The following is a 20,668-nucleotide window of genomic DNA, read 5'->3' as shown; positions in this document are numbered from 1 at the left end:
AATAATAATACCCATTGTTGATAAGTATTAAAATATAGTTTTTCTTTCTATTTCAAAGAAATAATTGCATCTTTGCCGCCCTAATTATTAACCAGATACTACAGAGATAGTTAAACTGAAAAATTATGCCTACAAAAATTAGATTACAAAGACACGGTAAAAAATCAAAGCCAATCTACAAAATAGTTGTTGCTGATAGCCGTGCAAAAAGAGACGGTAAATTCATTGAGAATTTAGGTCAGTACAATCCTAACACAAATCCTGCAACTGTTGATTTAAACTTCGATAGAGCTTTGGATTGGGTTATGAAAGGTGCTCAACCAACTAACACTGCTTTAGTTCTTTTGAAATACAAAGGAGTAATGATGAAAAAACACCTTTTAGGTGGTGTTGCTAAAGGAGCATTCAATGAAGAAGAAGCTGAAAATCGTTTTGAAGCTTGGTTAGCTGAAAAAGAAGAGAAAATCATTTCTAAGAAAGATGCTCTTTCTAAAGCTGAACAAGACGACAAAAAAGCACGATTAGCTGCTGAAAAAGAAATCAGTGAAAACAGAGCGAAAGAATTAGCTAATGCTGAGCTAGCTGAAGAAGCTCCTGTTACTGAAGAAGCTCCTGCTGCTGAAGAAGTACCTGCTGCTGAAGAAGCTCCTGTTGCTGAAGAAGCTCCTGCTGCTGAAGAAGTACCTGCTGCTGAAGAAGTACCTGCTGCTGAAGAAGTACCTGCTGCTGAAGAAGCTCCTGTTGCTGAAGAAGCTCCTGCTGCTGAAGAAGTAACTGCTGCTGAAGAAGTACCTGCTGCTGAAGAAGCTCCTGTTGCTGAAGAAGCTCCTGCTGCTGAAGAAGCTCCTGTTGCTGAAGAAGCTCCTGCTGCTGAAGAAGTAACTGCTGCTGAAGAAGTACCTGCTGCTGAAGAAGCTCCTGTTGCTGAAGAAGCTCCTGCTGCTGAAGAAAAGAAAGAAGATTCTGCTGAGTAAACGGATTATGAAAAAGGAAGAATGTTTCTTTCTTGGCAAGATCAGTCGAAAACACGGATACAAGGGAGAGCTAAATATCAAATTAGATGTTATCTCATCTCCTGAATTTAAGGAACTAAGTCACTTGTTCATTGATATGAATGGTAGCTTAGTTCCTTTCTTTATTAGCACATTTCGCTTTAAGAACAAAGGAATTGCTCTTGTAAAATTTGAGGACGTTAATAGTGATGAAGAAGCCACATCATTAATCAATAAAGAAACCTATCTCCCAATTAATTTTCTTCCAGAGGATGAAAGTCCTTTTATTGGGGTCATTAATTTTTCCATAAGCGACTTAAAACACAGAAATCTCGGTAAGGTCGTAAATATTCAAGACAATAGCGGTCAACAGCTTTTTGTCATTGATTTTAAGGGAAAAGAGATACTCATTCCCATTGCCGAACCCTTCATTCACAAGATAGACAAAGAAAAAAAGGAAATCGTTTTAGATACGCCCGACGGACTTATTGATTTATATTTATAGTCTCCCCATACTAATTTCACTTCATTGCATGTTTGATTACTATATCTTTGTATAGTGAAATCAATTCTTATCATATTACTTTTTCCTTTTGTATGCTTATCACAAGTAGATACTTTTATGATTAAAGAAATGTATTATGACAAAAAAGATACTCTTGTATTAAGTGAAATTGATGAAGTTCAAATTCTGCATTTTAAAAATAAGGAAGACCAAAGGTATTTTAGACGACTACAGTACAAAACACTAAAGGTTTATCCTTATGCCAAATTAGCTTCTTCAAAATTGGATAGTGTCTTAGCCGATTTGGATAGTATTCCTAAACGTAGAAAACAAAAAGCCTACATAAAAGCAGTAGAGAAATGGGCAAAAGAAGAATTAGCTGAAGATTTAAAAAAACTTTCAAGATGGGAAGGGCGAATACTCTCGAAATTGATTTACAGAGAAACCAATATCAGTACCTATGAAATCATTAAGGATTTGAGGGGTGGTTTTCAAGCCTTTTTTTGGCAGAGCTTAGCTCGATTATATGACAATAACCTAAAAACGCCCTACCAACCCCAAACTGTTGAAGAGGATAAATGGATAGAATACATCTTGAATGATGCTAAACAACAAGGGATAATTGAGTAATTACCTCACAAATTGTACCGATAGCTTTTTGTTACGAGGTCCATCCGAGTAATCGTAAAAGCCTTCACCAGACTTCACCCCTAACTTGCCAGCAGTTACCATATTAACTAACAATGGACAAGGTGCATATTTAGGATTCCCAAAGCCTTGATGCATCACTTCCAAAATAGATAGGCAAACGTCCAAGCCAATAAAATCAGCCAGATGCAAGGGTCCCATAGGGTGAGCCATTCCTAGCATCATAACGGTATCAATTTCTTCGACACCTGCTACACCCTCATGAAGGGTAATGATAGCCTCATTAATCATAGGCATCAATATTCTATTGGCAACAAAACCAGGATAATCGTTTACTTCCACAGGAACTTTACCCAAAGATTTGGATACTTCCATTATTTTGTGTGTTACATCATCAGAAGTAGCATAACCACGAATAACCTCTACCAACTTCATTACTGGTACAGGATTCATGAAGTGCATACCTATTACCTTATCTGGACGCTGAGTAGCGGAGGCAATTTTTGTAATTGATATTGAAGAAGTATTAGAACCTAAAATGGTATTCTCGTCACATAGCTCATCGAGCTGAGAGAATATCTTGAGTTTGATATCCATATTTTCCGTTGCAGCTTCTACTACCAAGTCTAATCCTTTAACAGCCGCTAACATATCGGTAAAAGTCTCAATATTACTCAAGGTATTGGCTTTATCAGATTCCGAAATCTTTTCCTTAGCCAACATTCTATCTAAGTTTTTAGAAATGGTTGCCAAAGCTTTGTCAAGAGCTTCCTGAGATAAGTCTATTAATCTAACGGAGTATCCACTTTGTGCAAAGACATGAGCAATACCATTACCCATTGTACCTGCACCAATAACACCAATATGTTTCATAATACGTTTGTTTTATTTCGAGCAAAAGTAATAAATACTATTGGCTCTTTTTCGGTAAAAGCGGAACAAAAGAAAAATCACCTAATACCTTCTGTTCTATATTGTCTTCCGAGTTCTTTGTAATTAAAATCATTTTTTGCTTGTCCGAATCCCCAACAGGAATAACCATCCTACCCCCAACTTTCAATTGCTTCACTAAATCTTCTGGAAGAAATGGCGCACCTGCTGTTACAATAATTTTATCAAAAGGAGCAAAATTCGTCAAGCCCTTGTAGCCGTCTCCATAAAAAAACATACAATGGTAGCCAAGCTTTGGCAAAAACGCTTTTGTCTTTTGGTAAAGTTCTTTTTGTCTTTCGATAGAAAACACTTGAGCCTTCAGTTCCAATAACAGAGCAGTCTGATAGCCAGAGCCTGTTCCTACTTCCAGAACCTTTTCACGAGGTTTTACCTCCAATAATTCAGTTTGATAAGCTACAGTATATGGGTGAGATATGGTTTGACCAGCAGCAATGGGAAAGGCTTTATCTTGATAGGCGAAGTCTATAAAGGCTTTATCTAAGAACAAATGCCTAGGAATCTTGGCTATTGCCATTAGTACCTTTTCATTGGTTATCCCCTTATTTCTTAATAGCTCTACTAGTTTAAAACGTAAGCCCTGATGTCTAAAGTTATCATTCATCTTTAATCGCTTCCAAAAATACTTATTAGTGTGTATAAAAATTCTATTTTAGCAGAAATAATATTTTTTAATGATAAAAATCGGGGTCATAGGAGCTGGTCATTTGGGGAAAACTCACCTTAAATTATTATTAGAGTTAAAAGATAAGTACGAAGTAGTTGGCTTTTACGACCCAGACAGAGAGAACGCCAAGATAGTCAACAGAACCTTTAGAGTTAAATCCTTCAAAACTATTGACCAACTTATTTATGAATCTGACGTAGTAGATATCGTATCTCCTACCGTATCGCATTTTGAATGTGCATCGAAGGCTATCAAATCTAATAAACACGTTTTCATAGAAAAACCCCTAACTCATACTGTTTTAGAAGCCGAAACACTCACTAAACTTTCTAGAGAGGCTGGTGTCAAAGTTCAGGTTGGTCACGTTGAACGTTTTAATCCTGCTTTTAAGAAGGCTGCAGACTTTATAGATCAGCCTCTATTTATTGAGACCCATCGTCTGTCTGAATTTAATCCACGAGGAACTGATGTGAGCGTTGTATTGGATTTAATGATTCATGATTTAGATATCATCCTAAAAATTGTAAAATCTTCTATTAAAAATATCAGTGCATCAGGAGTAGCTGTTATCAGCGACACTCCAGATATTGCCAATGCTAGGATTGAGTTTAATAACGGATGCGTTTGTAATCTAACTGCTAGTCGTATGTCCTTAAAAAACATGCGTAAGACAAGAGTCTTTCAAAAAGACGCCTATATTTCAATTGATTTATTAGAAAAGAAAACAGAAGTTATCCGATTGAAAAACTTAAAACCTTCTGAAAAGATTGACCCTTTAGCAATAGTGCTTGACCTAGGAAAAGGAAAAAGAAAAAAACAAATTTACTTTGAAAATCCAGAGGTAGAAGAAACTAACGCCATAAAAGATGAACTAGAAAGTTTTCATGAAGTTGTACTTTTTGGTAAGGAGCCAGTCGTTACCATAAATGATGGATTACGTGCCTTGGAACTTGCTGAAACGATTCTTGAAAAGATGAAAGATAGTCATCAAATGAATTTAGTGTAATACTTTTTCACAATTAACGTTTAACCTAAAAACAATGAAACTATTTTATTCTTTTTTGATTGTTATTTTATGTGGATGTGAAATCATAAACACTGATGAAAGTATACCAGCTATTATTGAAATAGATACTTTTTCTCTTGATGGAGATCACACCCAAAATATTACAGATGCCTGGATTTATATCGACGATGAATTTCAAGGGGTATATCCTCTACCCGCTTCTTTTCCAACTTTGAAGACTGGTAACCAAACCATTCTTATTGAAGCTGGGATTAAAAAAAATGGCATATCATCTAGCAGAGTATCTTATCCCTACTTTTCTACATACAGTATTGATACTGAATTAAAACCCAATGAAACTGTTACTATTAATCCAAATGTAAACTACTCTGTTAGTTCATTTCCTTATGTGGAAGATTTTGAAGGTGTTGGAACTATTTTAGAAGTTGTCACTGACTCCTTAAATCATGCATTAGAGCCTATATATGATAATTCGAATCCAGCATTTGGAAATAAGCATATTAAAAGTGTTATTTCAGGAGACCAAAACGAAATATTCGAATGCACTACTGCAGATATTATTTTACCGACTAACAAACAAGTTTATCTAGAGCTAGATTATAAATGCAACTCAACCCTTGTTATTGGTATTTATGCTAATATGACTAGTCAAGTAAATAAATCAGCAGTCATTTACCTAAACGTAAAAGAAGACTGGAACAAAACATACCTCTCTTTAAGTGAAGTTATCTCCAATTACAGTAATGCTCAGAGTTTCAAGCTCTTTTTTGGTATGCCACGTGATACGAGCCTAATTCAAAATGAAATGTATCTAGATAATATTAGAATTGTATATGAAGAATAACCTTCTGCATACCATCAAATACATTGCTCTTGACTTAATAAGCGCTTCAGCCTCATGGTTAATTTTTCTATATTATAGAACAGTTTATTTAGAAGAAGGTCAATCGTTTTTTATGAACGAGGATCGTATTTTGGGTCTCTTTTTAATCAATTTACTGTGGTTCGTTTTTTACCTACTCAGTGGCTCCTATTCTAATATTTACAGAAAATCGAGACTTAAAGAACTCTCACAAATTTTTATTATTTCTATTATTGGAGTAACTATTATATTCTTTGCTGTATTACTAGATGATTTCATAGTAAGTTATAAGCAGTATTATTCATCTTTTCTAGCCATATTTTGTATCCATTTTGGATTAACCTCATTCCTTAGATTATTACTTACAAGCTACACTGCCAGAAAAGTTCATAAAAAGATAATAGGCTTTAATACATTGATTATTGGTGATAATGAAAAGGCTATTCAACTCTTTCATGATTTAGAAAATGAGCAAAAATCAAGTGGACATATTCTTAAAGGCTTCGTTAGCTTGGAAAAGAAAAAACATTATAAGCTGGAAGAACACATCCCTCGTCTAGGAAATTGCAATCAGATTAAAGACATTATAGAAAAGTATGAAATAGAAGATGTAATCATAGCTATAGAATCTTCAGAGCACAGTAAAATTGAAAATATATTAAACTTACTTGAAAATATAGATATCTTTATTAAAATTATACCTGACGTTTACGATATTCTTTCTGGTACTGTAAAAATGAATTCTATTCTTGGAACTCCTCTTATAGAGATTAATCATAAGCTTCAAACACAGTCGCAATTACTAATAAAAAATACAATAGACATTGTTTTGTCTTTTATAATCATTTTAGCCTTTAGTCCTCTTTACCTTATTTGTGCAATACTCGTTAAGTTAAGCTCAGAAGGTCCAATTATCTACAAGCAAAAGAGGTTGGGACAACATGGAAAGGAATTTAATATCTACAAGTTTAGGTCTATGTTTACAGATGCTGAAAAAAATGGCCCTCAGCTTTCGAGTAAAACAGATAGTAGAGTAACCGCATGGGGTAGAATTATGAGAAAAATTCGTTTGGATGAAACCCCTCAGTTTTTTAATGTTTTATTTGGAGATATGAGTTTTGTAGGACCTCGACCAGAACGTGATTTCTTTGCCAAACAAATACTTGAAAGAGCACCACATTACAAACATATTTACAAAGTAAAGCCTGGAATCACTTCTTGGGGAATGGTAAAATATGGATATGCCGAAAATGTGGATGAAATGCTTGAACGTCTTAAATACGATATATTATATATCGAAAATATGTCGCTACTGATTGACCTTAAAATTATGATTCATACCATCCTCATAATTCTAGAAGGTAGAGGCAAATAATTTAAAGTCTATTCTTTTTCCACTTACTTACTGAAGGCTTACCACTACTTATACTCATTGATTTTTTGTGGTTTTTGAATATGTGTTTGCTTAGTAATGCTGCAACATGGGCTTCATCTTCTCTTGAATCTTCTAAATCTTTAGCGTTAAAATGCTTTTTTATAAAGTGAGTGTCAAAGTCTCCTGAAACAAAGTGTTTGTTTTGCATGACGAAATCAGCAAAAGGCAATGTTGTTTTTACACCAACAATAGTATAGTCTCTAATGGCTCGTATCATTTTACTAATTGCCTCTTCCCTATCTTTACCATACGTTATTAGCTTAGAAATCATAGAATCGTAATAAATTGGGATTTCCATACCTTCTTCAAAACCATTATCTACACGAACACCTATGCTTTCAGGTAACTGATAGGTTTTTAATAGACCAATATCTGGCGCAAAATTATTCATAGGGTCTTCAGCATACACCCTTACTTCCATAGCATGACCTTGAATGTGCAAGTCATTTTGCGAAAAAGACAATGGTTTACCCATTGCAATATATATTTGTTCTTTGACTAAATCAACTCCTGTAATCATTTCTGTAACGGGATGCTCCACTTGCAAACGAGTGTTCATTTCTAGGAAATAAAACTCTTTGTTTTCGTCAAGCAAAAATTCTACCGTTCCAGCACCTAAATAATTACATGATTTGGCTACATTGACAGCACACTGTCCCATAGCATCTCTCATTTCATCAGTAAGCACTGCAGACGGTGCTTCTTCAATCACTTTTTGATGCCTTCTTTGTACAGAACATTCTCTTTCGAACAAATGCACCACATTCCCATGGCCATCTGCTAATACTTGAATTTCTATATGGCGTGGGGAACCTACATAACGTTCAATAAATACAGAACCATCGCCAAATGAAGAAGTCGCTTCACTTACAGCTAATTTCATTTGCTCTTCAAAAGATTCTGCCGTTTCTACAACTCTCATTCCCTTTCCACCACCACCAGCAGCAGCTTTAATGAGAATGGGGTAACCTATGTCATTAGCTATTTCTTTAGCCAGTGCTATATCTGTGATTTTTTCATCTGTTCCTGGAACAAGGGGGACATCGTATTGTTTTACTGCTGCTTTAGCCTTCAGTTTGTCGCCCATCATTTCCATAGCTTCTGCAGACGGACCAATAAGTGTTATATTTTCTTTATATAAGCGCCTAGCAAAATCGGCATTCTCAGAAAGAAAACCGTATCCAGGATGAATTGCATCTACCTTTAGTTCTTTACATACCTCTATTATTTTATCAACATTAAGGTATGATTCCGACGAAGGAGGCGGCCCTACACACACTGCCTCATCGGCATATTTTACATGAGGGGAAGTTCTATCTGCTTCTGAAAAGATAGCTACTGTATCAATTCCCATTTCTTTTGCAGAACGCATAACTCTTAACGCAATCTCTCCTCTATTAGCAATTAATATCTTTTTCATTTTATAAATATAGTATTAAAAAAAAAGCAGCTAAAAAGCTGCTTTATATTTTTTGAACGATTATCTAAGAAAGGACTTCTTTAACCTTATCGGCAGCCTCTTGTAATAAAACAACAGATATTACCTTTAAGCCACTTGCATCGATTAATTCTTTTGCTTGTATAGCGTTAGTTCCTTGAAGTCGCACAATAATAGGAATATTAACTTCTCCAATATTTTTATAAGCATCAACAACACCTTGCGCTACTCTATCGCAACGAACAATACCACCAAAGATATTTACTAAAATTGCTTTTACGGAACTGTCTTTCATTATGATTCTAAAAGCCTGTTCTACACGAGCAGCATCGGCAGTACCACCTACATCCAAAAAGTTAGCTGGGTTACCTCCTGCTTGTTTGATGATATCCATGGTTGCCATAGCCAATCCAGCACCATTAACCATACATCCAACATTACCGTCAAGTTTCACGAAGTTAAGTCCGTATTCATCAGCTTCTACTTCAGTTGGGTCTTCTTCTCTTTTATCTCTTAATTCAATAAAGTCTTTGTGTCTAAATAATGCATTTCCATCAAGAGCTACTTTAGAGTCTACTGCTAATATCTTATCATCAGATGTTTTAAGAACTGGGTTTATTTCAAATAATGAAGCATCAATGCCATCGTATGCAGAATACAAGGCAGAAACGAATTTTGTCATTTCTTTAAATGCTGTTCCACTTAAGCCTAAGTTAAAGGCAATTTTTCTACACTGAAAACCTTGTAAACCAACTTTAGGGTCTATTTCTTCAGTAAATATTAAATGAGGAGTTTTATCGGCTACTTCTTCAATATCCATACCACCTTCTGTTGAATACATAATCATATTTCTTCCTGTAGAACGGTTCAGTAATACAGACATGTAAAACTCTGAAGTTTCACTTTCACCAGGATAGTAAACATCCTCAGCGATTAATACTTGATGAACTGTTTTTCCTTCAGCAGACGTTTGAGGAGTAACCAATTGCATGCCTAAAATTTCATCAGCAATAGACTTTACCTCATCTATAGACTTGGCAAGTTTTACGCCACCGCCTTTGCCACGACCACCAGCATGAATTTGGGCCTTAACTACCCACCATGAAGTTCCAGTAGTTTCGTTTAGTTTTTTTGCCGCTAGTACAGCCTCTTCAGGAGTGCTAGCAACAATACCGTTTTGAATACGTACTCCAAAACTATTTAGAATTTCTTTTCCTTGATACTCGTGTAAATTCATAATGAAAATTTTAGTTGAGCAAAAGTAAATTAATGTTTGGAATAATGAAACAACAGAATGGCATTATTTGGTAAATTTGTCCCCTTAATTATTAACACTTGATGAAGTATCTGATTCTATTTGTTTTAAGTCTACCTTTCTGTTTATTGGCACAATCTAAAGAATACACCATTCAAAGGACTGAAAAAAGCCCTACGACAGATGGTGTTATCGAACAGGTAGAATGGTCTATGCACCGAACTGCTGGAGAGTTTATTAGCTATTACCCTATCAGTGGCGCCAAAATGCCTACAGGATTTAAAACGGAATGGAAAGCCACTTATGACAATCAGGCTATCTATTTTGCAGTATCAATGTACGACCCTCGACCGGATAGTATCATGAGTCAATTATGCAAAAGAGATAGAGTTGAAGGCAGTAATAACGATAACATTTTGATACGCATTAATCCTTATGGTGATGGTCAGACCGACTTCGGCTTTAGATTATCGCCTCTTGGTGTGCAGGAGGATGTAAAGTTTACCACCTATGATGAAGACTCTAATTGGGATATGGTTTGGAAAAGCGCTACCCATAGAGACGATAAAGGCTGGTATGCCGAATTTGAAATCCCCTATTCTGCTTTGCGTTTTCCCAAAAGTGAGGTGCAAGATTGGAGTGTTAATATCGTTAGACACATAAGAAGGTATAGAGCTAACTACGCTTGGAACCCCATCGATTTCACCAACGAAAATATTAGCTCTCAAGCAGGTACAATTAAGGGTTTTAAAAACATAGAACCTCCTTTAAGGCTATCCTTCTTACCTTATGTTTCTTCTTATGCCACTAATTACGATGGTGAAACGGAATTTAGCTTCAATGGTGGTATGGATGTAAAATACGGCATCAATGAAAGTTTTACCCTGGATATGACTTTGATCCCTGATTTTGGGCAAGTCGGCTTTGACAATCAAGTGCTTAACCTATCGCCCTTTGAGATACAATACGACGAGAAAAGACCCTTTTTCACTGAAGGAACAGAACTTTTTGACAAGGGTTATTTGTTCTATTCTCGAAGGATTAGCGACAATTTGTTGAATGCTACCAAGGTAACGGGAAGAAATAAAAATAACTTAGCCATAGGTGTTTTGAATGCAGTAACGGATGAAACCGATAACGATCCGCGAAGTAATTACAATATCCTTGTATTAGATCAATCCTTGTCCAATAACTCCTATTTGACCCTAACCAACACTAATGTACAACGTAAAGGTGGTGACTTTGCTAATGTAACTGGCTTATTATCGGTATTGAGAAATAAAAATAATAGCTATCAATTTTTTGGTAACTATAGATTCAGTCATGTAAAAGGAATAGAAGATACCGAACAAGGCTTTGCTTCTTATATGAATGTTAGCAAAGTAGCAGGTAAACTCCAATTTGGACTTTCCAACAATATTGAAAGCGATACTTACAACCCCAACGATATGGGTTTCTTGTATAATAATAATGAGTTTAATATATCGGCTGATATCAACTATCGCATTACCGAATCTACCCAACGCTTGGTTGATTTTAAATGTTCGGCAGTCTTGAGCTACGAGCAATTATACAAACCTCGCTTATTCAATGAATTGAGTTATGAAGTGCGTCAGGTTTCTACTTTCAAGAATTTTCTAACCTGGGGCGTTTCATCTAGTGGAGACTTGACTGAAGGAAACGATTATTTTGAGTCAAGGTCTGGCATTGATGATGTCTTCAAACGGTCTGCCAATTATATAGGTCGGATGTTTTTCTCAAGCGATTATAGAAAGAAATTAGCATTAGATGTCAGCTTTGGTGGTGGTCAAGCTCCTCTATACGATGAATACACCCTATTTTATCGGATATCTCCTCGTTTTCGTTTTAGCGAAAAACTATTTGCTTACTATGTATTTTCTACGAGTATGACCGAAAATGAAACCGGATTTATTACCAAAGATACTGACGATAACTCTATCTTTTCTACTCGTAAAAAACAATTCTTTACCAATGTGTTACAAGCTCAATATGTTCTCAATACAAAGATGAGTTTCGACTTCAAATTCCGACACCATTGGGAACAAGTCAAAAATTATTCCTTTCACACTCTTGACGATGATGGCTATTTGCAAGCTAGTGATTATAAGAGGCTAGAAGACGTGAATTTTAACGCCTGGAACATTGACTTAAATTTCAATTATTGGTTTGCTCCTGCTAGCGAAATCAGTTTAGTTTGGAAAAACTCAATTCTAAGTTCTGGCGAACGAATCGAAAGCTACTACAACGATAATTTAGAGGCACTATTGAACAACCCTCAAGAGAATAGTTTATCTTTGAGAGTTCGATATTTTTTAGATTATCAATATTTGAAAAAGAAGTGATAAAAGTAAATAACATATTCAAGAGTTATGGCGATTTGGAGGTGCTGAAAGGCGTTAACCTCAGCGTAAAAGCTGGTGAAACGGTTTCTATTGTTGGAGCATCTGGTGCTGGCAAAACTACCTTACTTCAAATTATTGGCACCCTTGACAAAGCCGATTCTGGAGAAATTGAAATTGCCAACAATCCATTACAATCCCTTAACGACAAAAAACTGTCTACATTTAGAAATGAATCTATTGGATTTGTTTTTCAATTCCATAATTTACTGTCAGAGTTCAATGCTTTAGAGAATATTTGCCTCCCTGCCTTCATTAAAGGAGTTCCAAAAACGGAAGCAGAAAAAAGAGCAAAAAAATTGCTTTTAATGTTAAACCTCAAAGATCGCTCTCACCATAAGCCTAATGAACTTTCGGGTGGAGAGCAACAGAGAGTAGCCGTAGCAAGAGCATTAATAAACAATCCAGCAGTATTATTGGCGGATGAGCCCTCTGGCAATCTCGATTCCAAAAATGCCGAGCAGTTACACGATATATTACTAAATATCAATAAAGAAACAGATCATGCCTGTGTAATTGTTACGCACAACAAGGATTTGGCAAATATGGCCGACCGTAAATTGACGATGGTGGATGGTAATATTATTTAATTTACCCCCACATTTGTTAAAGACTTCTCTATCTCACCCACCAATAAACTGAGCTTTTCAATAGTCACGTGTTCCATTATCACAATTTTTTGCCATTGAGGGTCTTTATGATTATCTGGTACTAGACCAAAAGATTGGGACACTTCTTGACTCACAAAACGATTTTTAATAGTGATTATATTCGAAAAAGGAAATCTATAAAATTCAATATTCAATTTTTCCAATTGATTACACATCCATTCTGTTCTTTTTTGAAGAACAAATATTTTCTCCTGCCATGCGAAAGGTCCATTTTTAGAGAGTATCATCCAAGCAGCAATGGCGTTTGCGCCCGAACGACTACCACATAAAGTAAAATCATCTCCTTGAATGTAACTGGCTTCTTTCGTTTTTATGTGTTCTATATAGCCTTTTCTAATAATGAAGATACCTGTACCATAAGGGGCTTGTTCCATCTTATGAGCATCTAAGGTAAATGATGAAATATGTGGGTTTTGAAATGTTATTTGACTATCGCTTTTTGTAAAAGGGTAATAAAAGCCCCCAAAGGCAGCGTCAATATGTAGTTTGAAAGTGCATTTCAATCGCAACAGTTCATCTGACAAATAAGTTACATTATCGACCGAACCAAACATAGTGGTCATCATATTAGAAAGTACAATAAAATATTTCCTCCCATCGCTTTTAGCTAAATTTATAGTAACATCAATATCCTTTAATTCTCTATTATCTTCATCAACATTTATTTTGTAGATATCTAAGCCCAACAAATTGGATGCTTTATCAACAGAGTAATGACTATCAACACTACAGAGAATAGCTATTTCCTTATTTTTTGCTGCATATTTATTTTTAAAGTAATTTCTGTAAACCCAAAAGGCTTGAATATTTGCTTCAGTTCCTCCAGATGCCACATAGCCATCGTATTTATCACATTCAGCTTTCAAAATATCGACAGCGCATATATCAAGTAAATCCCTCTCTATCTCTTGAGTTCCTATATAATAGCGTTCAGAATTCCCTAATGTATGGCAACCAATATGGTTTGGGTTTTGAATGAGTGTTGACATATAGGGTGCTTCTTTCAAAAAGGAGCTATCTTGATTAAATACTTTATCATCTAGAAAAGAAGCGGGAATACCCAAAATATTTTCCTTATCGTAATCCACATTTTTCTCAAGAGCACCAAATACTTTTTGTCGAATGTTTTTTTCTGATATTTTTTTCCAAAATTTATACATATTCAATTAGTTCATACATTAAAATAATACTAGAAATGTATAGGCTAAAAAGCAGTGCCAAAGATTGCACCTATTTGACTCGAAAAAGCTGATTCATATCATATTTACATCCTTTTAAAAGAGGGTTAAAATTAAAAATGGTAACACTATCAATTTTTGTATTATCTTTGCCTTTTAATGGAATTCTTGTACTCAACCTTTTTGTACGCCTTAGCTCTAGTAGCTGTCCCCATTATTATCCATTTATTTAATTTTAGAAAATTCAAAACTGTCTACTTTAGTAATGTTCAGTTTCTAAAATCTGTAAAAGAAAAAACAAAATCACAATCTCAGCTCAAGCATATTCTCATTTTAATTTCGAGAATGCTAACCATTGCTTTTATTGTTTTTGCCTTCGCACAGCCCTACCTCAAAAGTGATGAATCAGATGAAGTAGCCAAAAAACACGCTGTCAGTGTATACATTGACAATTCCTTTAGTATGGATGGTGAAAACGAATCGGGTAGATTATTACAAAGTGCCAAGCAGCAAGCTCGAGCTATATTTGATGCCTATTCTCCCAACGATGACTTTTATTTTTTAGATAACGACTTTAAAGCAATTCACCAAAGAGAATTAGGTAAAGAACAATTGTTTGAAGAGATTAACGCTATAGAAACAAGTGCAAATGTTCATTCTCTAAATCAAGTTTTCAAACGCCAAAAATACAGCCTAGAAAACAGCACTGCCGAAAAGAAAGACATTTACATTATCTCTGACTTTCAGAAGACTATTGCCGAATTAGATTTAGAAGCTGCTGACTCTATCTATTCTGTACGACTTGTTCAAGCCAATGCCTATGAAAATGGAAATGTTTACATAGATAGCTGTTGGTTAAGCAAACCCAATCCACAGGTACAGACTAATATCAGTCTATTTGCTAGATTAAAAGGACAAAACATTGATGAACGGGATGTAAGTATTAAACTAGCTATAGACAATCAACAACGTGCCATAGCCAACACTTTTTTAGAAGATGAAAGCGTGGTTGAACTTAACTTCAACATCAATGAGTTGGGATGGCACAACGGAACACTCAGCCTGCAAGATTACCCAATTACTTTTGACGATGAATTTCATTTTACTTTTGAGATAAAATCACAAATTAATGTTCAGCACATTTACGGCAGTAAAGCCCATTCATCACTGGTTAAGTTATTCGATAAAGACGATTATTTTAACTACACCTCTCAGTCTGTAAACCAAATAAATTATACCGATTTATCGCAAAATCAATTAATCATTTTAGAAGGTGTTGAACGCCTATCATCAGGTTTAAAACAAAGCATACTCAGTGCACTAAAAGACGGACAAAGCGTTGTGGTATTCCCTTCTAATGAAATGGATATTGAAAGTTATAAGTCCTTTTCTAATTCTTTAGGGATTGATTTTTACCAATCTTTAGAATCAACAGCAAGTGCCATTAGCACAATTGATTTTAAAAACGCCTTATTCGATGGGGTTTTTGAGAAAACTGAAGATCGCTTAAACTTTCCAAAAGTAGACGCTTACTATTCCATAAGTCAATTAAACTCAACCAACGCCAGCTCCATACTAACTCTGGATAATAAATCCAGCTTTTTAAGCGAATATAAGGTGCAAGAAGGCACTATCTACCTTTCGGCAGTAGGATTGGACAAGTCGTTCAGTAATTTTAGTAGACACGCCCTTTTTGTGCCTATACTTTACAATATTGCCTCCTACTCTGGTGGTAAGCAACAATTGTACTATACCATTGGTGACAAAAGCATCCCACTAATCAATAGTGGCTTCAGAAAGCCTTTCACCATTCAGCAAGGCGAATTTGAATGCATACCTAATGCACGAGCCAAAAGCCTATTTATTGGCAATCAAATAAATACTGCTGGGCATTACACTTTAATGGATAATGACAATAAACTTATCAGTCGTTTGGCTTTTAACTACGACCGATTAGAAAGCCAATTGAGTACTCTAGAAAAAGACGACTTAACAGACTTAAGTCAACGATATAGTAATATCTTATTAATCGACAAAAACAGCGATAGCATCAGCAAGTATTTAAAGACCCTCAATACAGGTACTCCCCTTTGGATATACTGCATTATGCTAACACTCTTATTCTTGATTATTGAAACCCTATTAATCCGACTATTATGAGCATTTTATTCAAATCCGTAAAAGTAATTGACACACACTCATCCTTTCACAACAAAGTGGTGGATGTACTAGTGAAAAATGGTAAAATAGAATCCATTAAATCCTCTATTAAAGCCGATAAAAGCTATAAGGTAGTGGAAGGTAAAAACCTCCACCTCTCTCCTGGTTTATTTGATATGCAAGTGAACTTTAGAGACCCTGGTTTTGACTGGAAAGAAGATTTAAATACAGGTATCAAAGCCTCTGCCAAAGGCGGTTTTACAGGCGTATTATACATGCCAAGCAACTTGCCGAGTACAGACAATAAAGTTCAAGTAGAATATTTACTCAATAACACCAAAAACTCACTAGTGAATATTGTCCCTGCCGGAAACATTACTAAAGAGAATAAAGGAGAAGAATTAACCGAAATGTTTGAAATGAATCAAGCCGGTGCTAAAGCCTTTACCGACGATCGAAGAAGTGTGCAAAAAACCGACATAATGAAGTTGGCACTCCTTTACACCAAAAACTTTGAGGGTTTAATTATGAATCAACCCAATGATGCTACCATTAGCAATAATGGAAAAATGAACGAAGGCATTAGCAGTACTAGTTTAGGTTTAAAAGGCATCCCTGCCTTAGCCGAGGAAGTTATGCTATCAAGAGATATTGAACTGGCAGAATACACTGGGGGTAAGCTACACGCAAATAGAATATCCACTGCTAAAAGTGTGGAAATGATTCGAGCTGCTAAAAAACGTGGTCTAAATATCAGCTGCGATGTAGCCATACACAACCTCATCTTAAAGGACGAAGACTGTGCCACTTTCGATAGCAATTATAAGGTCTTTCCTCCTCTACGAACTGAAAGCGATATAAAAGCTCTGAAAAAAGGCTTAAAGGACGGCACTATTGATGCCATCTGCTCTGACCACAATCCTGAAGACTCAGAACACAAGGTGCTGACCTTCGACCACGCTAACTTTGGAATTATAGGCACACAAACGGCCTTTCCTCTAGCTTGTGAACTTGAAAAAGAAATTGGACTAGAAACCATTGTCAATGCACTTTCTAACAACCCTAGAAAACTACTGGGAATTGATTGCTCCGGCATTGAAGAAGGACAAAAGGCCAACCTTTGCTGCTTCTCTACGGATGATGAATGGGTATTTGATGAAGAGGCTATTGCGTCTAAATCCAAAAACAGTCCGTTTATCGGTAAAGCCTTTAGAACAAAAGTTTTAGGCACAGTTAACGGTAAACAATCCTCTTTCTAAAAGTCAATTTGCAAACCATCATAAGCAATCTGAACGTGCTTTGGTAAGTCCTTACTAACGTCTTGGTGCTTACCCATAAGGTGACTAATATGAGTAAAGTAAATACGCTCTGCTCCTGTAGCTTTTCCCACCTCCAAAGCCTCCTCAAGAGTGAAATGAGATAAGTGCTTTTCTTTTCTTAAAGCATTTATAATCAGTATTTTGCATCCCTTTACCTTTTCAAATTGTTCATCGCTAATAAAATTGGCATCAGTCATATAAACCAAGTCTTTGATACGGTAAGCAAAGACCTTCATTTTGTAGTGTAAAACCTCTATGGATTGAATCGGAATATTGCCAATGGTAAACTGAGATTCTGAATCAATGGTATTAAAAAATACTTTGGGTGTACCGGGATAGCTATTTGCCCCAAAGACATAATGAAATTCATTTTTTAAAGCTCCCTGCACCCTTTCAGAAGCATAAATGGGCATATCCCTTTTGAATTTGAAATTAAAGGCTCTTACATCGTCCATACCGGCAACGTGGTCTTTATGCTCATGGGTATAAACCAAAGCATCGACTTTTTTAACTGCATGGTTCAGCATTTGCTGACGAAAATCAGGACCAGTATCGATAACCACCGATGTAGTATCGCTTTCAATAAGCACTGAAGAACGCAGGCGTTTGTCCATAGAATCCGTAGAAAGACAGACCTCACATTCACATGCAATTACAGGTACACCTTGAGAAGTTCCTGTACCTAAAAAGGTTAATTTCATTATCGTCAAAAATTTTACCAAAAATAAGATTAATATAGTTGTTATTTAAAAGACAGTTTTTACATTTGTTGAAAGAATCTGAAAATGACAAAACCAGTTATTCTATCGCCCACCCAAAAGGCTCTCCAAATTAATCTGGACAGCACTATCTACGGAACATTTGCAGAAATCGGCGCAGGACAAGAAGTCGTAAGGCATTTTTTTAGAGCCGGTGGTGCTTCCGGTACTATTGCCAAAACCATGTCGGCTTACGATAAAGATTTTAGCGATGCCATCTACGGAAAAGAGATTGACGGCAGATACGTCTCTAAGTCGCGATTAAAAAAGATTCTTAAACAAGAATACGGACTGATAGAAAACCGACTCAGACGAGAGGAACACCCTGATAAGAAGTACTTCTCTTTTGCCAATACCCTAGCGACCATAAACTATACCAAAACGGTAAAAGGTCATGGTTGGATGGGTTGTCGTTTTCAGACGGCTGCAGACAAAGGGTTTAACGAGGTTATTTTTCATGTTCGACTAAATGACTCGGATGCAAAATTGCAGCAAGAGACCATAGGCATAATGGGTACTAACCTCATTTACGCTTGCTTTAACCACTACTACCAACCAAAGACCTTCATTAAATCCTTGTACGACAACCTCACCAGAGATAATGTGGAGATGGACATGATACAGATGGAAGGTCCTGATTTTAAAGATGTAGATAACCGTCTGCTTAGTTTAATTCTTGTGAAAGAAGGCATGACCGATGCGGTTATCTTTGGTCCTGACGGAAAAAACCAACAGCCTTCGGATGTACTCTACAAGAAAAACATTCTGACTATCAGAGGAAGTTTTCGGCCTGTTACCAAAGTTAATTTGGATATGATGGAAAACGGTTATAATTCCTTTATTGAAGAAAATAGAGTGGATAAGGATAATGTACAACTGCTCTTTGAAATTACGCTATCCAACCTGAAAATGGAAGGCGATATTGATGAGAATGATTTCTTGGATAGAGCCGATATTCTTTGCTCCTTAGGACATACCGTACTTATCTCCAATTATAAAAAATACTACAAACTCATTGAATATTTCTCTAACTATACCAAAGCTCGTATGGGGCTTATCATTGGGGTGAACAACCTTTTAGAGATATTTGACGATAAGTATTACCGCAACCTCAATGGCGGTATTCTGGAAGCTTTTGGAATTCTATTTACCAGAGATTTAAAGATATACCTCTACCCTTACCAAGCAGATGTTAGCGATGAACTGCTCAACAGCAAGAACATCCCTATCCATCGCCGATTGAGACCCTTGTACGATTACCTACTTAAAAACGGCAGGATAAAAGACTTAAAGTTCAACGATAATGTCTTACAAATCTTCTCTAGAGATATCCTCCATAAAATCAAGAAGAAGGAAGACGGTTGGCAAGACGGTGTGCCTGAAGGTGTTAGTGAAATTATTCTTAACAAAAAACTCTTTGGGGTTAAGTAAGTAATCTATACTCAAAGCTTTTTACTCTTAGTACTTGCAAGATGCTCACGCTAGCGGGGATTAACAATCATTTTCTTCGTATAAGGACAGTGGGGGATTTCTATTAATACGGAATAGTGCAAAAGTTGAAAGACTAACAGAGGAGGTAGTCATTGGATCAATCCACGAGTCCTTTCTCTGTTAGTCTTTCGTTAGTATCCCGTTGCCTTAGAAAAATAAAAGAGCTTAAAATCAGTTAGCCCCTTTTGGTAATGTGACCACGGCGACTAATTAATTATCTAAACTCTTTCAGATACAAATTATGAGCGATACCAGCAAATTACAAGCCAAGAGCGGCCCCCACTGTCCTTAGTCTGTAGCTTGACTGGTGCGTATTATAGTTTGGATTTTTTTTCATGATTCATGGGCTAATAAGGCAAAAAAAAAGCGACTAAAAAGTCGCTTTTAGGTATTCAATAATTTAGTAACTCAATCCTGCAGAAAACTGAATTATTACTCTTGCTTTTTCACCATTCTGATAGCCTGGCGACTTAAAACGTAGTTCTTTGGCTTTTGCCAATACCTTAGCATTAAGCGATTCTTCTAACTCACTTTTTGCAGCTGCATCGTCCATATTAACAAAAACACCTCTTGGCATCTGTACATCAGAAACCGAACCGTCTTTTTCTACTACTAGAGAAATAACGCATTTTGTTACTTTTCCTACTGGGTTTTCCACTTGTATAGCTTCTTTAAAGTAAGTAAACAACTGATTCATAGTACAAGGATATGGAGCATCCGCAAAACGATCGTCTTGGCACTCTAGGAATACAGGCATTACTTCAGCACGTCTTAAAACGTCATCAGAAGAGGTTTGAGCAAAAGTGCTCAAAGTCATAAAGGATAGGCAAAAAACTAATATCTTTTTCATAAGTATGTGTTGGTTTAATTGATTTGACAATTTACAAATTA

The 20,668-nt window shown here is 36.0% G+C and carries 18 protein-coding genes; 11 read left to right on the top strand and 7 right to left on the bottom strand.

The window, feature by feature from the left end; translation table 11 throughout:
* Positions 1–125 precede the first annotated feature (125 nt).
* From ISP73_06955 to ISP73_06945, 3 genes are read left to right on the top strand one after another with little or no spacing between them, the layout of a single operon-like run.
* Entirely contained in the window at positions 126–974 is an 849-nt protein-coding gene (locus tag ISP73_06955; protein MBL6658321.1) for a 30S ribosomal protein S16, read from the top strand.
* 7 nt (positions 975–981) lie between these two features.
* The gene (gene rimM, locus ISP73_06950; GenBank protein MBL6658320.1) at positions 982–1,497 is read left to right on the top strand and encodes a 16S rRNA processing protein RimM; all 516 of its coding nucleotides are present in this window, start codon (positions 982–984) and stop codon (positions 1,495–1,497) included.
* Positions 1,498–1,551: 54 nt separating this feature from the next.
* Positions 1,552–2,127 (top strand): DUF4294 domain-containing protein, encoded by a 576-nt coding sequence (locus ISP73_06945; GenBank protein MBL6658319.1) that lies wholly within the window; start codon positions 1,552–1,554, stop codon positions 2,125–2,127.
* On the opposite strand, the gene ISP73_06940 is transcribed toward ISP73_06945, so the two are convergent.
* Together ISP73_06940 and ISP73_06935 are read right to left on the bottom strand one after the other, a co-directional pair.
* A complete protein-coding gene (locus ISP73_06940; GenBank protein MBL6658318.1) occupies positions 2,128–3,018 on the bottom strand; it encodes a 3-hydroxybutyryl-CoA dehydrogenase in 891 nt (296 codons plus the stop codon).
* Positions 3,019–3,055: 37 nt separating this feature from the next.
* Positions 3,056–3,700 carry a protein-L-isoaspartate(D-aspartate) O-methyltransferase gene (locus ISP73_06935; GenBank protein MBL6658317.1) on the bottom strand — a complete coding sequence of 215 codons (645 nt, stop codon included), beginning with the start codon at positions 3,698–3,700 and terminating at the stop codon, positions 3,056–3,058.
* A gap of 70 nt (positions 3,701–3,770) precedes the next feature.
* On the opposite strand from ISP73_06935, the gene ISP73_06930 reads away from it, so the two are divergent.
* The 3 genes from ISP73_06930 to ISP73_06920 are packed head-to-tail and all read left to right on the top strand — an operon-like array spanning position 3,771 to position 7,027.
* Positions 3,771–4,769: a Gfo/Idh/MocA family oxidoreductase gene (locus ISP73_06930; GenBank protein MBL6658316.1), complete on the top strand. Its 999-nt coding sequence runs from the start codon at positions 3,771–3,773 to the stop codon at positions 4,767–4,769.
* A gap of 34 nt (positions 4,770–4,803) precedes the next feature.
* Positions 4,804–5,634 (top strand): hypothetical protein, encoded by an 831-nt coding sequence (locus ISP73_06925; GenBank protein MBL6658315.1) that lies wholly within the window; start codon positions 4,804–4,806, stop codon positions 5,632–5,634.
* Entirely contained in the window at positions 5,624–7,027 is a 1,404-nt protein-coding gene (locus tag ISP73_06920) for a sugar transferase (GenBank protein ID MBL6658314.1), read from the top strand. The genes ISP73_06925 and ISP73_06920 overlap by 11 nt, the downstream gene beginning before the upstream one ends.
* A gap of 1 nt (position 7,028) precedes the next feature.
* On the opposite strand, the gene accC is transcribed toward ISP73_06920, so the two are convergent.
* Positions 7,029–8,507: an acetyl-CoA carboxylase biotin carboxylase subunit gene (gene accC / locus ISP73_06915; GenBank protein ID MBL6658313.1), complete on the bottom strand. Its 1,479-nt coding sequence runs from the start codon at positions 8,505–8,507 to the stop codon at positions 7,029–7,031.
* A 64-nt stretch (positions 8,508–8,571) separates the two neighbouring features.
* Positions 8,572–9,762, bottom strand: a complete 1,191-nt coding sequence (gene sucC, locus ISP73_06910) for an ADP-forming succinate--CoA ligase subunit beta (GenBank protein MBL6658312.1) — start codon at positions 9,760–9,762, stop codon at positions 8,572–8,574.
* A gap of 101 nt (positions 9,763–9,863) precedes the next feature.
* On the opposite strand from sucC, the gene ISP73_06905 reads away from it, so the two are divergent.
* Both ISP73_06905 and ISP73_06900 read left to right on the top strand, forming a co-directional pair.
* On the top strand, positions 9,864–12,143 hold the full coding sequence (locus ISP73_06905; GenBank protein MBL6658311.1) for a carbohydrate binding family 9 domain-containing protein: 2,280 nt from the start codon (positions 9,864–9,866) through the stop codon (positions 12,141–12,143).
* A complete protein-coding gene (locus tag ISP73_06900; GenBank protein ID MBL6658310.1) occupies positions 12,140–12,790 on the top strand; it encodes an ABC transporter ATP-binding protein in 651 nt (216 codons plus the stop codon). Before ISP73_06905 ends, ISP73_06900 begins: the two co-directional genes overlap by 4 nt.
* On the opposite strand, the gene ISP73_06895 is transcribed toward ISP73_06900, so the two are convergent.
* On the bottom strand, positions 12,787–14,031 hold the full coding sequence (locus ISP73_06895) for an aspartate aminotransferase family protein (GenBank protein MBL6658309.1): 1,245 nt from the start codon (positions 14,029–14,031) through the stop codon (positions 12,787–12,789). The genes ISP73_06900 and ISP73_06895 overlap by 4 nt on opposite strands.
* Before the next feature lie 177 nt (positions 14,032–14,208).
* On the opposite strand from ISP73_06895, the gene ISP73_06890 reads away from it, so the two are divergent.
* Together ISP73_06890 and ISP73_06885 are read left to right on the top strand one after the other, a co-directional pair.
* Positions 14,209–16,209 carry a BatA domain-containing protein gene (locus ISP73_06890; protein ID MBL6658308.1) on the top strand — a complete coding sequence of 667 codons (2,001 nt, stop codon included), beginning with the start codon at positions 14,209–14,211 and terminating at the stop codon, positions 16,207–16,209.
* The gene (locus ISP73_06885; GenBank protein ID MBL6658307.1) at positions 16,206–17,468 is read left to right on the top strand and encodes a dihydroorotase; all 1,263 of its coding nucleotides are present in this window, start codon (positions 16,206–16,208) and stop codon (positions 17,466–17,468) included. The genes ISP73_06890 and ISP73_06885 overlap by 4 nt, the downstream gene beginning before the upstream one ends.
* Here the strand turns inward: ISP73_06885 and ISP73_06880 are convergent.
* Complete coding sequence (locus tag ISP73_06880; GenBank protein MBL6658306.1) at positions 17,465–18,229, bottom strand: MBL fold metallo-hydrolase; 765 nt, start codon at positions 18,227–18,229, stop codon at positions 17,465–17,467. The genes ISP73_06885 and ISP73_06880 overlap by 4 nt on opposite strands.
* 84 nt (positions 18,230–18,313) lie before the next feature.
* On the opposite strand from ISP73_06880, the gene ISP73_06875 reads away from it, so the two are divergent.
* Entirely contained in the window at positions 18,314–19,717 is a 1,404-nt protein-coding gene (locus ISP73_06875) for a TonB-dependent receptor (GenBank protein MBL6658305.1), read from the top strand.
* A 460-nt stretch (positions 19,718–20,177) separates the two neighbouring features.
* On the opposite strand, the gene ISP73_06870 is transcribed toward ISP73_06875, so the two are convergent.
* On the bottom strand, positions 20,178–20,627 hold the full coding sequence (locus tag ISP73_06870) for a hypothetical protein (GenBank protein ID MBL6658304.1): 450 nt from the start codon (positions 20,625–20,627) through the stop codon (positions 20,178–20,180).
* Positions 20,628–20,668 lie beyond the last annotated feature (41 nt).

It is taken from the genome of Flavobacteriales bacterium, assembly GCA_016779935.1.
In the GTDB taxonomy this organism is placed as follows: Bacteria; Bacteroidota; Bacteroidia; order Flavobacteriales; family UBA7312.
The sequence above is the reverse complement of the archived record's forward strand: the minus strand, read 5'-3'. Positions and strand labels throughout refer to the sequence as shown.

What these genes read in the sequence shown, in the direction of transcription:
- ISP73_06940 (MBL6658318.1), bottom strand. Translation starts at nt 3,018, where the DNA reads ATGAAACATATTGGTGTTATTGGTGCAGGTACAATGGGTAATGGTATT.
- sucC (MBL6658312.1), bottom strand. Translation starts at nt 9,762, where the DNA reads ATGAATTTACACGAGTATCAAGGAAAAGAAATTCTAAATAGTTTTGGA.
- rimM (MBL6658320.1), top strand. Translation starts at nt 982, where the DNA reads ATGAAAAAGGAAGAATGTTTCTTTCTTGGCAAGATCAGTCGAAAACAC.
- ISP73_06890 (MBL6658308.1), top strand. Translation starts at nt 14,209, where the DNA reads ATGGAATTCTTGTACTCAACCTTTTTGTACGCCTTAGCTCTAGTAGCT.
- ISP73_06905 (MBL6658311.1), top strand. Translation starts at nt 9,864, where the DNA reads ATGAAGTATCTGATTCTATTTGTTTTAAGTCTACCTTTCTGTTTATTG.
- ISP73_06935 (MBL6658317.1), bottom strand. Translation starts at nt 3,700, where the DNA reads ATGAATGATAACTTTAGACATCAGGGCTTACGTTTTAAACTAGTAGAG.
- accC (MBL6658313.1), bottom strand. Translation starts at nt 8,507, where the DNA reads ATGAAAAAGATATTAATTGCTAATAGAGGAGAGATTGCGTTAAGAGTT.
- ISP73_06880 (MBL6658306.1), bottom strand. Translation starts at nt 18,229, where the DNA reads ATGAAATTAACCTTTTTAGGTACAGGAACTTCTCAAGGTGTACCTGTA.
- ISP73_06925 (MBL6658315.1), top strand. Translation starts at nt 4,804, where the DNA reads ATGAAACTATTTTATTCTTTTTTGATTGTTATTTTATGTGGATGTGAA.
- ISP73_06955 (MBL6658321.1), top strand. Translation starts at nt 126, where the DNA reads ATGCCTACAAAAATTAGATTACAAAGACACGGTAAAAAATCAAAGCCA.
- ISP73_06920 (MBL6658314.1), top strand. Translation starts at nt 5,624, where the DNA reads ATGAAGAATAACCTTCTGCATACCATCAAATACATTGCTCTTGACTTA.
- ISP73_06895 (MBL6658309.1), bottom strand. Translation starts at nt 14,031, where the DNA reads ATGTATAAATTTTGGAAAAAAATATCAGAAAAAAACATTCGACAAAAA.
- ISP73_06875 (MBL6658305.1), top strand. Translation starts at nt 18,314, where the DNA reads ATGACAAAACCAGTTATTCTATCGCCCACCCAAAAGGCTCTCCAAATT.
- ISP73_06870 (MBL6658304.1), bottom strand. Translation starts at nt 20,627, where the DNA reads ATGAAAAAGATATTAGTTTTTTGCCTATCCTTTATGACTTTGAGCACT.
- ISP73_06930 (MBL6658316.1), top strand. Translation starts at nt 3,771, where the DNA reads ATGATAAAAATCGGGGTCATAGGAGCTGGTCATTTGGGGAAAACTCAC.
- ISP73_06885 (MBL6658307.1), top strand. Translation starts at nt 16,206, where the DNA reads ATGAGCATTTTATTCAAATCCGTAAAAGTAATTGACACACACTCATCC.